Source organism: Sphingomonas sp. ABOLE (genome assembly GCF_003950455.1).
In the GTDB taxonomy this organism is placed as follows: domain Bacteria; phylum Pseudomonadota; class Alphaproteobacteria; order Sphingomonadales; family Sphingomonadaceae; genus Sphingomonas; species Sphingomonas trueperi.
Genome location: NZ_QQWY01000016.1, coordinates 34,917 through 49,186 on the forward strand (window position 1 = coordinate 34,917; position 14,270 = coordinate 49,186).

Sequence of the window (14,270 nt, forward strand, 5' to 3'; positions counted from 1 at the left end):
GCGCGCGGCATAGTGCCGCCCTGCACGAACCCCCTTAGCCGATCAAGCCGGCCAGATGCCTCCACACACCGAAAGCGCCCAGATCGTTGAGCGTCACGAACAGCATCAGGGCAAGAACTGCCAGCATGCCGCCACGGAACGCCCATTCCATCACCTGCGGCTCCACCGGGCGCCGGCGGACCGCCTCGACGGCGTAGAACAGGAGATGACCACCATCCAGTACCGGCACTGGCAACAGGTTGATGAATCCCAGATTAATGGAGACGAGCGCGATCAGGAAGGCGAACTCGATCGGCCCCATGGAAAGCCGTTCGCCCGAGACCTGGGCGATCTTGAGCGGCCCGCCCAGCTCGGCAACCGAGCGGCGGCCGGTGATGATCTGGCCAAGGCCGTCCACCGTCATGCGGACAATGTCCGCCGTGGTCCGCAACCCTACCAGCGGCGCCTCGATCAGCCCCACCGGCACTTGGGTCGAGCCCGCCGCGCCGATGCCGAGCTGGCCGATCTTGAACTCGTTGCCGAAGCGATCGCGCTCCAGCCGCGTGCCGATCACCGCATCGACGCTGCGCGGGGCGCCGCCGCGGACGAAATCGACCCGAACGGGTTCGTTCGGCCGCAGCTGGGTGAACTGCACCATGTCGGCATAGGTCTCGACCGCGCGGCCGCCCAGGCCGGTGATGCGATCGCCGGGCTGCAGGCCGGCCTTTGCGGCGGCGCTGCCCTCGATCACCGTGCCGATCACCGACGGCGTCCGGTTCTCGCCGAACATGAAGGCGAAGGCCGAGAGGATGACGATCGCCACCAGGAAGTTCATGATCGGGCCGGCGGCGACGATGATCGCGCGCTGCCACAGCGGCTTGGCCTGGAAGGTCTTGGCGCGCTCGCTCGCCGGCAGCTGCAGCCATTCGGGCGAAGGCTGGCTCGCCGGGTTCATGTCGCCGGCGAAGCGGACATAGCCGCCCAGCGGCAACAGGCTGAACTTCCAGCGCGTGCCGCGGCGATCGGTGATGCCGGCGATCTCGCGGCCGAAGCCGATCGAGAATTCCTCGGCCTTCACCCCGAAGAGGCGGCCCGCCAGATAATGTCCCAGCTCGTGCAGGAACACGAGCGGCCCGATCACCAGCGCGAACGCCAGAATGGTGAGCAGGATGCCGGGGGATTGGATCAAGCGACGCAGTCCTTCACTCGCTCAGCCGCGTAAAGCCGCGCCTCCGCGTCGATCGCCAGCACGGCATCGAGCGTTTCCGGCGCGGCCGGGTCATAGCGAGACAGCGTATCGGCAGAGATTGCGGCAATTTCAAGAAATCCGATCCGCCCGGCGAGAAAGGCCGCGACGGCGACTTCGTTGGCGGCATTGAGAATGGCCGGACGCGCCCCGCCCGCCTTCAATGCCTCCATCGCCAGCGCGAGCGCCGGGAAGCGATCGAGATCGGGATTTTCGAACTCGAGCTTGCCCACCGTGGCAAGGTCGAGCGGCGGGCACGGCGTCTCCATCCGCTCGGGCCAGGCCAGCGCATAGGCGATCGGCGTGCGCATGTCGGGCGTGCCGAGCTGGGCCAGCACCGATCCGTCGACATATTCCACCATCGAATGGACGACGGATTGGCGATGGACCAGCACGGCCAGTTGCTCGGCGGCGACCGGGAACAGGTGGAAGGCCTCGATCAGTTCGAGCCCCTTGTTCATCATCGTCGCGGAGTCGACCGAGATCTTGGCGCCCATCGACCAGTTGGGATGCGCCACCGCCTGTGCGGGGGTGATGTCGCGCATCGCTTCCTTCGGCGTCGCGCGGAACGGACCACCGCTGGCGGTAAGGATGATCCGGCGGACGCCCCTGGGCGCGGTGCGATCGAGGCACTGGAACACGGCATTGTGCTCCGAATCGACCGGCAGCAGCGTCGCGCCGTGCACCCGCGCCGCCGCCATCATCACCCCGCCCGCCGAGACGAGCGCCTCCTTGTTGGCGAGCGCGACCGTGCCGCCAGCCTCCAATGCCGCCATCACCGGCTTGAGCCCAGCGCTGCCGACGTTCGCCGCCATGGTCCAGTCGGCGCCCATGCGGGCCACGTCGCACACCGAATGCGCCCCGCCCATCGCCTCGACACCGCTGCCGGCCAGCCGCTCCTGTAGCGCCGGCAGGCATTTCTCGTCGGCGACCACGGCGCAGCGCGCGCGCGTGCGGATCGCCGCGGCAGCCAGCTTCTCGACATCGCAATTTGCGGTCAGCGCCACGACTTCGAAGGCGTGCGGATTTCGTTCGATCAGATCCAGCGTCGAGGTGCCGACCGAGCCGGTCGCCCCCAACACCGTGACGCGCTTCACCACCAGTATCCTCCCACGACCACCTGATGATGGATCGCAAAAAACAAAGCTGCAACCGGGGCTGCGAAGACAAGGCCGTCGAGCCGGTCGAGAATGCCGCCATGGCCGGGCAGCAGGTTGCTCGAATCCTTCACGCCCGCGACCCGCTTGAGATGGCTCTCGTACAGGTCGCCGATCTGCGAGGCGAAGGCTACCAGCGGCGACACCGCGACCAGCCACCAGCCGATCGCGCTCCCCGGCGCCAGCGCGACATAGCCGGCGGAGAACAGGATCGCGGCAACCAACCCGCCGATCAGCCCCGCCCAGGTCTTGTTCGGGCTGATCGAGGGCGCGAGCTTGGGCCCACCGATCGCGCGACCGGCAAAATAGGCGCCGCTGTCGCACACCCAGACGATCGCCATCGTCCACAGCGTCGCGGCAAAGCCCTGCGGATGGTCGCGGAGCAGCAGCAGCGCGAGCACCGGCAGCCCGACATAGACCTGCCCCGCCGCCAGCTTGGCGTTCCGCGTCACGATCGCGACGAAGAAGAAGGCGCCGAACACCAGCCCCAGCGCCAGAAACCCCGGGCCGGCGGCTGCCGGGCTCAGGATCGCCAGCGGCACCATCATCACATATTGGGCGAGCCGGCGCTGGCGCTCGTCCTGCGCCAGCAGCGCCCATTCGCCGATCATCAGCACGGCCATCACCGTGATGACCAGCCAGAAGCCCCAGCCGCCCGCCCATAGCGCGGCGAGCGCGAGCCCGACCAGCGCGAGCCCGACGACGGCACGTTTCGGAAGATCGGAATTCTTGCTCACAGGCCCCCGAAACGCCGCTGGCGCCGCCCGAACTGGGCCAGCGCATCGGCCAGCGCGCGCTCGTCGAAATCGGGCCATAGCGTGTCGACGAACAGCAGCTCGGCATAGGCCGCCTGCCACAGCAGGAAATTGGAAAGCCGCTGCTCGCCCGAGGTGCGGATCATCAGGTCGAGCGGCGGCAGGCCCGCCGTCTCCAGCTCGCTTTCGAACCGCGCCTCGTCGATCGCGGCGGGATCCAGCGTACCGTCGCGCGCCTGCTCGGCGAGCCGCCGGGCAGCCGCGAGCAGTTCGGCCTGCGCGCCATAGTTGAGCGCCAGCACCAGCGTTGGCCCGGTGTTGACCGCGGTCCGCGCGATCGCCGCCTCGATCATCGTCACCAGATCGGGCGACAGCTCACGCCAGCCGCCGATCACCCGCAGCTTGACGCCGTCGGCGACGATCTGGTCGAGCTCGCGCTCGAGGAACTGCCGCAGCAGCCCCATCAACGCGCCGACTTCCTCTTCCGGGCGCCGCCAGTTCTCGGAGGAGAAAGCGTAGAGCGTCAGCACCTCGATGCCGAACGACCGCGCCGCGCGCGCGACGCGGCGCACCGCCTCCACGCCCTGGCGATGGCCGGCGACGCGGGGCAGCAGGCGCTTCTTCGCCCAGCGCCCGTTGCCGTCCATGATGATCGCGACATGGCGGGGCGGCGGAGCTTCGCCGCCCGAAGCGGAGGCCAGCTTAACGGCCACCGCGCCCTGCCCTTTCGGCCGCACCAGAATGCCCGGCGCGGATCACTTGCCCAGGATTTCCTTTTCCTTGGCAGCCGCCGCCGCGTCGATCTCGGCGATCGTCGCGTCGGTGATCTTCTGGACCTCGGTTTCGTGGCGCTTGCGCTCGTCCTCGCCAAACACGCCCTTCTTCTCGTCGGTCTTCAGGCTGTCCATGCCGTCGCGACGCACGTTGCGTGCGGCGATACGGGCCTTTTCGGCATATTGGTTGGCGAGCTTGGCGAGCTCCTTGCGGCGCTCCTCGGTCAGGTCGGGAATCGGCAGGCGCAGCGTCTGGCCGTCGACGATGGGGTTGAGGCCGAGCCCGGCCGAGCGGATCGCCTTGTCGACGGGGCCGACGTTCGACTTGTCCCACACCTGCACCGAAAGCATGCGCGGCTCGGGCGCCGAGACGGTCGCCACCTGGGTGATCGGCATGTGCGAGCCATAGACCTCGACGGTCACCGGATCGAGCAGCGTGGTCGAGGCGCGGCCGGTGCGGAGACCGGTCAGATCGTGCTTGAGCGATTCCACGGCGCCGGCCATGCGGCGCTCGAGATCTGCCTTGTCATATGCGGCCATTTTCGGCGTTCCTTGAAGCTTGGGTACAGTGGGTTACGCGGCGTCCGCGTCCTGGACGATGGTGGAAGTCCCCTCGCCCCGGAGCACCGAGGCGAGATTCCCCTCGCCGCGGATGTTGAACACCACGATCGGGATATGGTTGTCGCGGCACAGCGCGACGGCCGAGGCGTCCATCACCTTCAGATTGTCGGCGAGGACGCGGTCGTAGCTCAGCGTCTCGTAGCGCTTCGCGGTCGGCACCTTCTTGGGATCGGCGTCGTACACGCCGTCGACCGAGGTGCCCTTGAACAGCGCGTCGCACTTCATCTCGGCGGCGCGCAGCGCGGCGGTGGTGTCGGTGGTGAAGAACGGCAGGCCGGTGCCCGCGGCGAACAGTACGACGCGGCCCTTCTCCATGTGGCGCTCGGCGCGGCGGCGGATATAGGGCTCGCACACGCTGGCCATCGGGATGGCGGACTGGACGCGGGTCTCGACGCCCACCTTCTCGAGCGCGTTCTGCATGGCGAGCGCGTTCATCACGGTGGCGAGCATGCCCATATAATCGGCGCTGGCGCGGTCGAAGCCTTGCGCTGCACCGGCAATGCCGCGGAAGATGTTGCCGCCGCCCACGGTCATGCAGATTTCGAGGCCGCTTTCCTTGGCCTCCTTCACCTCGAGCGCGACGCGCTCGCAGGTCTCGGGATCGATGCCGAACTGACCCTGGCCCATCAGGACCTCCCCCGACAGCTTGAGAAGGATGCGGCGGACGGTCGGTGCGGTCATGGTTTTCCTGAGATCTTGAGAAGCGGACAGCGAAGCGGCGCGGACCCTAGAGGAGCCGCGCCGCGCGAACAAGCGTCGATGCCGGGGAAAAGCCGTCGAAACGACCTTGCCCCGACGCGCCTGATTACTTGGTGAGACCGGCGGTCGCCGCCACTTCGGCAGCGAAGTCGCTCTCTTCCTTCTCGATGCCTTCGCCGAGCTGGAAGCGGACATAGTCCTTCAGCACGATCGCCGCGCCCGAATCCCTCGCCGCCTTGGCGATGACGTCCGACACCGGGGTCTTGCCGTCCATCACGAACAGCTGGCTCAGCAGGGCGTTTTCCTTGGCGAACTTCTTCACCGCGCCATCCACCATCTTCTCGATGATCTCGGCCGGCTTGCCGCTCTCGGAGGCCTTTTCGGCCGCGATCGCGCGCTCGCGGGCGAGCACGTCCTGGTCCAGGCCGCTCTCGTCTAGCGCCAGCGGGAAGGCGGCGGCGATGTGCATCGCCAGCTGCTTGCCGAGCGGCTCGAGCACGTCGACACCGGCTTCCGATTCGAGCGCGACGAGCACGCCGATCTTGCCGAGGCCCGGGGCCGCCGCATTGTGGACGTACGGGATCACCGCGCCCTTGGCGACTTCGACCTTCTTGGCGCGACGCAGCACCTGGTTCTCGCCGATCGTGGCGATGTTGGCGGTCAGCGTCTCGTCGACGGTCTGGCCCGACTCCATCTTCGCGCCCTTGATCGCGGCGATATCGTCACCGGCTTCCAGCGCCAGCGCGGTGGTCTCGCGGACGAAGTTCTGGAAGATCTCGTTCTTGGCGACGAAGTCGGTCTGCGAGTTGACCTCGACGGCGACGCCCTTGGTGCCGGCAACCGCCAGGCCGACCAGACCCTCGGCCGCGGTGCGGCTCGACTTCTTGGCGGCAGCGGCGAGGCCCTTGGCACGCAGCCAGTCGGCCGCGGCTTCCATGTCACCGTTGGTCTCGGAGAGCGCCTTCTTGCAATCCATCATGCCGGCGCCGCTCTTCTCGCGGAGTTCCTTGACGGCGGCTGCAGTGATCTCGGCCATGTCTCTATTCCTCAGTTAAAAGTCGGGCGGAGCAGTGCGTGCGCCCTGCCCCGCCCCGATTACGGTTCGATGACGCGGGCGATCAGCCTTCGACGGCTTCCTCGACCGGCGGCTGCTCGGCGGCACCGAAGTCATAGCCCTGCTGCATCAGCGCCTCGCGGCCGCCACGGGTCGCGGCGATGGCGATCGCTTCGCAGTAGAGGCGGATGGCGCGGCTGGCGTCGTCGTTGCCCGGGACCGGGAACGCGATGCCGTCCGGCGAAACGTTCGAGTCGAGGACCGCGACGACGGGGATGCCGAGCGTGTTGGCTTCCTTGATCGCCAGCTCTTCCTTGTTCGCGTCGATCACGAACATGATGTCGGGAATGCCGCCCATGTCGCGGATGCCGCCGAGCGAGAGCTCGAGCTTGTCGCGCTCACGGGTGAGCTGCAGCACTTCCTTCTTGGTGAGGCCGTGCGTGTCGCCCGACAGCTGCTCTTCGAGCGTCTTGAGGCGCTTGATCGAGTTGCTGATGGTCTTCCAGTTGGTGAGCATGCCGCCCAGCCAGCGGTGGTTGACGAAGTGCTGGCCCGCACGACGCGCGGCGTCGGCGATCGGCTCCTGCGCCTGGCGCTTGGTGCCGACGAACAGCACCTTGCCGCCGGCAGCGACGGTCGAGCTGACGAACTCGAGCGCGCGGGCGAACAGCGGAACGGTCTGCGACAGGTCGATAATGTGAACGCCGTTGCGCTCACCGAAGATGTAGGGCTTCATCTTCGGGTTCCAGCGATGGGTCTGGTGACCGAAGTGCGCGCCCGATTCGAGCAGCTGCTGCATGGTGACGACGGGTGCCGCCATAGGGATAACTCCTTCCGGTTGGTCCTCTGGGAAGCGGGAATTCGGAATTGCTCCGAACACCGGGTTATGATGCTTCCCATGCGGGGTTGAGGCGGGCCGCTTAGTCGATTGCGCGGGCGGACACAAGCTGGAACATTATCGGAACATCGCTTGACGTTGGAACAAGAATGGAACATACAGCGATCAGAACGCGATTGATGGAACAGGCGGGAGTCTCGGTGGTTCGAGGTTCTTGGGTTCCGCTGGGATCGGCGTTGAAGATCGGGAGCCGGGTAATGACTGGATTCGCTGTCTTTTTTCTGTTCGGGTCGGCGTTCACGGCCGCCGTCTGGACGCTCTACGCAAGCATTCATCCGCAACTGCATCGCTTCGCCGAATTGTTCGGCATGGCGCGGCCGGTCGCTCTTCCCGCTCCCTCGCCGCGCCTGTCGCGCGTCAGGGTACGATCGGTCCCGGCGCGGATGCCGCGTCTCCACCCGCAGCGCGCAGCCGCCTGATCCGGCGGTAGGACCGGATGCTGAACGGGATGCTGGCGAGATAGGCGATCGCCACGATCGCCAGTGTCGTCCAGGGCGCTGAGACCAACGCCGCGGCGAGCGCGACCAGTGCCGCGATTGCCTCGAATCGGACATTCTGGCGCAGCCGGATTTTCGGGCCGAAGGTCGCGACGCTGGAAACCATCAGGATCGCGATCAGCACCGTCCACACGGCGATGATGATCGGCTGGCGTGTGACCGCTTCACCGGTCCACAGCCAGAGATATACCGGGGTAAGCGCCAGCGCCGCGCCGGCCGGTGCAGGAACGCCGGTGAGGAAACCCGCCGACTTGTGCGGCTGCTCGGCGAGATCGATCTGGGCGTTGAAGCGGGCGAGCCGCAGCGCGCAGAACAGCGCGTGGAGCAGCGCGACGAGCCAGCCGAAGCGCCCCAGCGCCTGGAGCGACCAGAGATACAGGATCAGCGCTGGCGCGACGCCGAACGAGATCGCGTCGGACAGGCTGTCGAGTTCGGCGCCGAAGCGGCTCTCGGCGCGCACCAGCCTGGCGATACGCCCGTCGATGCCGTCGAGCACCGCGGCGGCGAGCACCATCAGCACCGCGGCTTCCCAGTTGCCGAGGATGGCGAAACGAATGCCGGTGAGGCCGGAGCAGAGCGCCAGTGCGGTTACCGCGTTCGGCAGCACCGCGCGCAGCGGGATGCCGCGCGGCAGCGCCGGCCTGCGGCCCAACCCGCGCCCGATGCGCGGGCGACGATCACTCATTGTGCTACCCCGGCAAGATTCTGGATGCCGCGGCGAGCGATGATCGTCTCGCCGGCGATGGTACGCTGGCCAAGGACGACCTGCGCGCCATAGTCCTCGGGCAGGAAGATATCGACCCGGCTGCCGAAGCGGATCAGGCCGATGCGCTGGCCGGCGACGACCATGTCGCCCGGCTTGACGAAGGCAACGATGCGCCGCGCGACGAACCCGGCGATCTGGGTAAAGCCGATGCGCAACCCGTCGCGATCCTCGACCACCATGTGCTGGCGCTCATTCTCGTCGCTGGCCTTGTCGAGATCCGCATTCATGAACTTGCCCGAGATGTAGATGACGTGCCGGATCGTTCCGGTGATGGGCGTGCGGTTCACATGCACGTCGAACACGCTCATGAAGATCGACACGCGCACCATCGGCGCGCTGCCGAGCGCGTGCGGGCCGGCAAGTTCGGGGGGCAAGGGCATGCGCTGAATCATCGTGACGAGCCCGTCGGCGGGAGCGACGAGCACCCCCTCCTCCACCGGGGTCACCCGGACGGGATCGCGGAAAAAAGCGGCGATGCCGAGCGTGAGGAACAGCAGCGGCCAGGTGAGGACGTCCCACACCCACAGGCTCAGCAGCGCGACCGCGGCGACGATCAGCACATATTTGCGGCCTTCGGGGTGGATATCGGGAAAACGCCACTTCACCGTCGAGGTACCGACCGGAGGCTTGTCGAGCGATGTCATGGCCGCAGGTGTACCCGCGCGGCAGCCGATTTCCTAGACACTCCTGCATGCAGCCCCCTGCGCAGAGAAAATCCGGGCAACAAAGCGGCTCTCCGGCGTTGTTGCCGTGGCCAGGATCGGGATGCTTTTCGACGACGGTCGCTTGCATATCCGCCGGAATTTGCGCAACCGAAGTCCCGAAGCGTCATATTTTCGTAAGGAAGCCCATGCCCCCTTCGACCGCCACCGCGAAACGCCGGAGTGCCCGTCGCACCCGTCCGGCCGGTGTGCCCTCGCCGACGATGTTCTTCCTGCAGCAGTTCCTCAAGCGCCCGGTGATGGTCGGCGCGGTCGCCCAGTCCTCGGGGCGGCTGATTCGCCGCATGCTGAGCAAGGTCGACTGGGCGAACACCAGGTTGTTCGTCGAATATGGACCGGGCGTCGGCACCTTCAGCCGCCCGATCCTCGATCGGCTAGGCCCCGATGGTAAGCTGATCGTGATCGATACCAACCCCGATTTCATCCGCTATCTGCGCCAGTCGATCGACGATCCGCGCTTCGTCGCGGTGCTCGGCTCGGCGGCCGAAGTGCAGAAGATCGTGCGCGACAACGGCTTCGAGCAGGCGGATTACATCGCCTCGGGCCTGCCCTTCTCGACTCTGCCGGACGGCGTCGGCGACGCGATCGCCAAGGCGACGCGCGACATCCTCCGGCCGGGCGGCGCGTTCCTCGTCTATCAGTACAACCCCAATGTCCGGAACTTCCTGACCCCGCACTGGGACCATATCGAGCACGAGATGGAATGGTGGAACATCCCGCCCGCCCAGCTCTGGTGGGCCTGGAAGGACTGAACCCTCCCACAGGATATGAAAAAAGGCGGCCATGGGGTTCCATAGTCGCCTTTTTCTTGGTCGAGGCAGCGGGGCGACGACAGCGCCGCCCCGGCTCGGCTTACCAGTTCCACATCGTCCCGTCTTCGAGGCGGGCGACCGGCAGATAGGCCGGCTTGTACGGATATTTCGCCGCCAGTTCCTCGTCGATGTCGACGCCGTGGCCCGGCGCCTCGCCGCAGAACAGATAGCCCTTGTCGAAGTGATAATCGTGCGGGAACACCGCATCGGTCTCTTCGGAGTGGCGCATATATTCCTGGATGCCGAAATTCGGGACCCAGGTGTCGAAATGGAGCGCGCAGCCCATCGTCACCGGCGACAGGTCGGTCGCGCCATGGCAGCCGGTGCGGATCTGATAGAGGCTGGCGAGATCCGCCAGGCGACGCAGATGCGTCAGGCCGCCGGCGCCGACCACGGTCGCGCGCAGATAGTCGATCAGCTGGTTCTGGATCAGGTCCTTGGCGTCCCAGATCGTGTTGAAGATCTCGCCCACCGCCAGCGGCGTGACGGTGTGCTGGCGGATCAGCTTGAACGCTTCCTGGTTCTCGGCCGGCGTCACGTCCTCCAGCCAGAACAGCTGGTAGGGCTCGAGCATCTTGCCGAGGTTGGCGGCTTCCTGCGGCGTGTAGCGATGGTGGCCGTCATGCAGCAGGTGATGGTCGAAGCCATAGGTCGCGCGCAGCTTCTCGAACAGCTTGGGCACATAGTTGAGCGCCTTGCGCGTGTCCCAACCGGTGACCGAGGGCAAAGCCGCATCGGCGGGCTCGTAATACATGGTGCCGCGGCCGACGCCGTAGGCATCCTTGATGCCCGGCACGCCGGTCTGCGCGCGGATCGCCTTGTAGCCGAGATCGATATATTTGCCGACCGCATCGACGGTCTGATCGATATCGGCGCCATTGGCATGGCCATAGACCATCACGCCGTCGCGGCTGCGGCCGCCGAGCAGCTGGTAGACCGGCATGCCGGCCATTTTGCCCTTGATGTCCCACAGCGCCATGTCGACCGCGGCGATCGCGCGCATCGTCACCGGGCCGCGGCGCCAATAGGCACCACGATAGAGATACTGCCAGATATCCTCAATCCGGCGCGGGTCCATGCCGATCAGGCAGGGGATGACGTGGTCCTCGAGATACGAGACCACCGCCAGTTCGCGGCCGTTGAGGGTGCCGTCGCCGATGCCGTAGACGCCCTGATCGGTGTGGATCTTCAGCGTCACGAAATTGCGGCCGGGGCAAGTTACGATAACCTTGGCCGAGACGATCTTCATCGAGCTACCTCTATAGGCTGTTTGTTGCCGCTGGCCTGACCAATCCGCGCGCCCATGTCAAGGGATTGGCCAGACCTCCGGGGCATACCGTAGGGGCGACAGGCTGAAATTTTCCTCAACGGCGAAGGGCTATATCGCCGCTCAGAATGCCGGCTTGCCGTACACCTGGCGCGTGACCGGATGGCTGCTGCTAAGCCCGCCATCGACCGCAATCGCCTGCCCGTTGACATAGCTCGCCGCGTCGGACGCGAGGAACAGCGCCACCTGCGCGATTTCCTCGGGCCGCCCCGCGCGTCGCAATGGATTGAGCTGGCCCAGCTTCTCTTCCTTGCCCTGCTCGCGCGCATAATCGAACGCGCGCTGGGTCATGCCGGTCTCGATCAGCCCGGGGCAGATCGCGTTGACCCGCACGCCCGAGGTGGCGAGTTGCTGTGCGGCGCTCTGCACCAGGTTGATCACCCCCGCCTTGGACGCCGAATAGGGCGTGCCGCCTGCTCCCGAACGAAGCCCCGCGACGCTTGCCGTACACAGAATCGCCCCGCCGCCGCGCTCGACGATCCGCGGCGCGACGTGCTTGATGGCGAGGGCCGGGCCGATGAGATTGACGCGCAGCACTTCCGTCCAAAGTACTACGTCAGCGTCGAAAATCCCTGCGGTGCCACCGGAGATGCCGGCATTGGCGTAGAAGATGTCGATTCCGCCGAATTGTTCGCATGTATTCTTAATAAGGCGCCGCACGTCGCTCTCATCGGCTGCATCGATCTCGACCGCCAGTGCCTCATCCAGCCCGGCAATCGTCTCGTGAACGCCAGCGTCGCGATCGGCCGCAACCACTTTCGCGCCGCGCGCCGCGAAGGCACGAACCGTTGCTCGCCCGATGCCGGAGGCGGCACCCGTCACCACCGCGACCTTGCCGGTGAAATCGAACCCGCCGCTCATTCCCCTGCCCTTTGCGCGAAATGCCACGCCGCCGACGCCAGCCCCGGTAGTCGCTCGACCGTGTTGGCCGCCTGCGTGCTCGAGGCATTGCCGTCGAGCATCCGCTTCTTGATCCCCTGGACGATGCCGGTCAGGCGGAACAGGTTGTAGGCGAAGTACCAGTCGAGATCGGGCACGCCGTCGCGCCCGGTCGCGGCGCAGTAGCGCGCGACCATTGCCTCGATCGTCGGGATGCCCGTCTCCGGCCCCGCCAGCCCCTTCACGCCCGATCGGCCCTCCGGCTCGGTCACCCAGTTCATCAGGAAATAGGAGAAATCGGCGAGCGGATCGCCGAGCGTCGACAACTCCCAGTCGAGCACCGCCAGCACCTGGGACCGGTCGGCGGCGAAGATCATGTTGTCGATGCGATAATCGCCATGGACGATGCTGGTCTGGGTCTGCGGCGGCACCGTCCGCGGCAGGAAGTCGATCAGCGATTCCACCTCGGGCAGATCGTCGGTCTGGCTGGCGCGATACTGGCGGGTCCACCGTTCGACCTGGCGGGCGAAATAATTGCCCGGCCTGCCATAGTCGCCTAGGCCGACCGTCTCCGGGTCGATCCGATGCAGCGCCGCCAGCGTGTCGACGATCGCCTCGTAGATCGCGGTGCGCGCCGCCGGCGCCATCTCCGGCAACGACCCGTCCCAGAAGGTTCGCCCCTCGACCATCTCCATCAGGTAGAAAGGCGCGCCGATCACCTGCCGGTCCTCGCACAGGGCATAGGGCCGCGCGACGGGGAAGCCGGCGGGATGCAGCGCGGCGATCAGCCGATATTCGCGCTCGACCGCGTGGGCGGAGGGCAGGATCGTTCCAAACGGTTTGCGACGGAGGACATAGGCACCGCTCGTACTTTCAACGCGATAGGTCGGGTTACTCTGCCCTCCTGGGAACTTGGTGACGGTAACCGGGCCGGTGAAGCCGGGCACCTGCGCCGAGGCCCAGGCGGCGAGGCGGGTTTCGTCGAGGTCGCTCATGCGAAGGTAATCACCGAGCGAACGCTCGTGCCTTGCCGCAATTTCTCCAGCGCATCGTTGACCTGGGACAGGCCGATGCGCTCCGCGACCATCGTGTCGAGGTCGAGCTTGCCGTCCAGATAGAGTTGCACCAGCCGCGGCATGTCGATCGGGAAGCGCGTGCTGCCAAGCAGCGAGCCCTGGATCTTCTTGCCGGTGAGGAAGGTATGGCCCGGCAGGCTGACGCTCTGGCCCGGTGCGATCATCCCAAGGATTGTCGCCGTGCCGCCACGCCGCAGGATCTGCCAGGCAAGCTCCGCCGTTGCCGGCCTTCCGACGGCCTCGATCGCATAGTGGACCCCGCCGCCGGTCAGCGCGAGCACTTGCTTGGCGACACCCTCGTTCGTGGGATCGAGCATATGGGTCGCCCCCATCTTCTCGGCCAGCGCGCGCTTCTCGGCAACCGGATCGAGCGCGAGGATCTGGCCGGCGCCGGCGATCTTGGCGGCGTTGATCGCGGCGAGCCCGATCCCGCCCGCGCCGATCACCGCGACGCTCTCGCCGGGGCGCAATCGGCTGTCGTTGAAGATGGAGCCCGCGCCGGTGATCACCGCGCAGCCGAGCAGCGCGGCGCGATCCAGGGGCATGTCCTTGGCAATCGCGACGCAGGCATTTTCGTGCACCAGCATCATCTCAGCGAAGGCGGAGAGGTTGAGGAACGGCGCGAGCGGCCTGCCATCGGCGAGCTTCAGCCGCGGCTCGGCATCGGCGGGCCGCCGCGTCGAGGGATCGATGCAGAGCGAGGGCCGACCGGTCACGCAATACTCACACGAGCCGCAAAAGGCGGTGAGGAAGGTGATGACGTGATCGCCCGGACGCAGATGCGCGACATCCGACCCCACCGCCTCCACCACCCCCGCAGCCTCGTGCCCCGGCACCGTCGGCACCGGGTGCGGGAAGGCACCGTCGACGAAGTGCAGGTCGGAGCGGCACACCCCCACTGCGGCGGTGCGGATCAGCACTTCGCGCGGCCCGGGCTTTGAGACCTGAACCTCCTCGATCGCGAGCGGAGTCTTGGCCTCGAACAGAACGGCTGCTTTCATCCCGCCCC

15 protein-coding genes are annotated in these 14,270 nt (G+C 66.7%); 1 reads left to right on the forward strand and 14 read right to left on the reverse strand.

Features of this window, described 5'->3' with window-relative positions; genetic code table 11:
• Positions 1 to 34: 34 nt before the first annotated feature.
• From CA234_RS11625 to CA234_RS11670, 10 genes are all read right to left on the reverse strand, one after another.
• Positions 35 to 1,168 carry a M50 family metallopeptidase gene (locus CA234_RS11625; protein ID WP_126001760.1) on the reverse strand — a complete coding sequence of 378 codons (1,134 nt, stop codon included), beginning with the start codon at positions 1,166 to 1,168 and terminating at the stop codon, positions 35 to 37.
• Positions 1,165 to 2,322 (reverse strand): 1-deoxy-D-xylulose-5-phosphate reductoisomerase, encoded by a 1,158-nt coding sequence (locus tag CA234_RS11630; RefSeq protein WP_126001761.1) that lies wholly within the window; start codon positions 2,320 to 2,322, stop codon positions 1,165 to 1,167. Before CA234_RS11630 ends, CA234_RS11625 begins: the two co-directional genes overlap by 4 nt.
• Complete coding sequence (locus CA234_RS11635) at positions 2,319 to 3,119, reverse strand: phosphatidate cytidylyltransferase (RefSeq protein ID WP_206431176.1); 801 nt, start codon at positions 3,117 to 3,119, stop codon at positions 2,319 to 2,321. Before CA234_RS11635 ends, CA234_RS11630 begins: the two co-directional genes overlap by 4 nt.
• Positions 3,116 to 3,850 carry an isoprenyl transferase gene (locus CA234_RS11640; protein WP_277600096.1) on the reverse strand — a complete coding sequence of 245 codons (735 nt, stop codon included), beginning with the start codon at positions 3,848 to 3,850 and terminating at the stop codon, positions 3,116 to 3,118. Before CA234_RS11640 ends, CA234_RS11635 begins: the two co-directional genes overlap by 4 nt.
• A gap of 42 nt (positions 3,851 to 3,892) precedes the next feature.
• Complete coding sequence (frr, locus tag CA234_RS11645) at positions 3,893 to 4,450, reverse strand: ribosome recycling factor (RefSeq protein ID WP_121076988.1); 558 nt, start codon at positions 4,448 to 4,450, stop codon at positions 3,893 to 3,895.
• A 33-nt stretch (positions 4,451 to 4,483) separates the two neighbouring features.
• Positions 4,484 to 5,212 (reverse strand): UMP kinase, encoded by a 729-nt coding sequence (gene pyrH, locus CA234_RS11650; protein ID WP_125974367.1) that lies wholly within the window; start codon positions 5,210 to 5,212, stop codon positions 4,484 to 4,486.
• A gap of 124 nt (positions 5,213 to 5,336) precedes the next feature.
• Entirely contained in the window at positions 5,337 to 6,266 is a 930-nt protein-coding gene (gene tsf / locus CA234_RS11655; RefSeq protein WP_126001763.1) for a translation elongation factor Ts, read from the reverse strand.
• Positions 6,267 to 6,348: 82 nt separating this feature from the next.
• The gene (rpsB, locus tag CA234_RS11660; protein ID WP_125974371.1) at positions 6,349 to 7,104 is read right to left on the reverse strand and encodes a 30S ribosomal protein S2; all 756 of its coding nucleotides are present in this window, start codon (positions 7,102 to 7,104) and stop codon (positions 6,349 to 6,351) included.
• Positions 7,105 to 7,539: 435 nt separating this feature from the next.
• Positions 7,540 to 8,364, reverse strand: a complete 825-nt coding sequence (gene pssA, locus CA234_RS11665) for a CDP-diacylglycerol--serine O-phosphatidyltransferase (RefSeq protein WP_125974373.1) — start codon at positions 8,362 to 8,364, stop codon at positions 7,540 to 7,542.
• Complete coding sequence (locus CA234_RS11670; protein WP_125974375.1) at positions 8,361 to 9,089, reverse strand: phosphatidylserine decarboxylase; 729 nt, start codon at positions 9,087 to 9,089, stop codon at positions 8,361 to 8,363. Before CA234_RS11670 ends, pssA begins: the two co-directional genes overlap by 4 nt.
• Positions 9,090 to 9,295: 206 nt before the next feature.
• Here CA234_RS11670 and CA234_RS11675 point away from each other — a divergent pair, with 206 nt between their 5' ends.
• Positions 9,296 to 9,919 (forward strand): methyltransferase, encoded by a 624-nt coding sequence (locus CA234_RS11675; protein WP_125974377.1) that lies wholly within the window; start codon positions 9,296 to 9,298, stop codon positions 9,917 to 9,919.
• Between the two features lie 100 nt (positions 9,920 to 10,019).
• On the opposite strand, the gene manD is transcribed toward CA234_RS11675, so the two are convergent.
• The 4 genes from manD to CA234_RS11695 all read right to left on the reverse strand — a co-directional run bounded on the left by manD (position 10,020) and on the right by CA234_RS11695 (position 14,262).
• Entirely contained in the window at positions 10,020 to 11,228 is a 1,209-nt protein-coding gene (manD, locus tag CA234_RS11680) for a D-mannonate dehydratase ManD (RefSeq protein ID WP_125974379.1), read from the reverse strand.
• Positions 11,229 to 11,369: 141 nt separating this feature from the next.
• Positions 11,370 to 12,167: an SDR family NAD(P)-dependent oxidoreductase gene (locus CA234_RS11685; RefSeq protein ID WP_126001764.1), complete on the reverse strand. Its 798-nt coding sequence runs from the start codon at positions 12,165 to 12,167 to the stop codon at positions 11,370 to 11,372.
• Positions 12,164 to 13,180 (reverse strand): phosphotransferase family protein, encoded by a 1,017-nt coding sequence (locus tag CA234_RS11690; protein ID WP_126001765.1) that lies wholly within the window; start codon positions 13,178 to 13,180, stop codon positions 12,164 to 12,166. The genes CA234_RS11685 and CA234_RS11690 overlap by 4 nt, the downstream gene beginning before the upstream one ends.
• Positions 13,177 to 14,262, reverse strand: a complete 1,086-nt coding sequence (locus CA234_RS11695) for a Zn-dependent alcohol dehydrogenase (protein WP_126001766.1) — start codon at positions 14,260 to 14,262, stop codon at positions 13,177 to 13,179. Before CA234_RS11695 ends, CA234_RS11690 begins: the two co-directional genes overlap by 4 nt.
• Positions 14,263 to 14,270 lie beyond the last annotated feature (8 nt).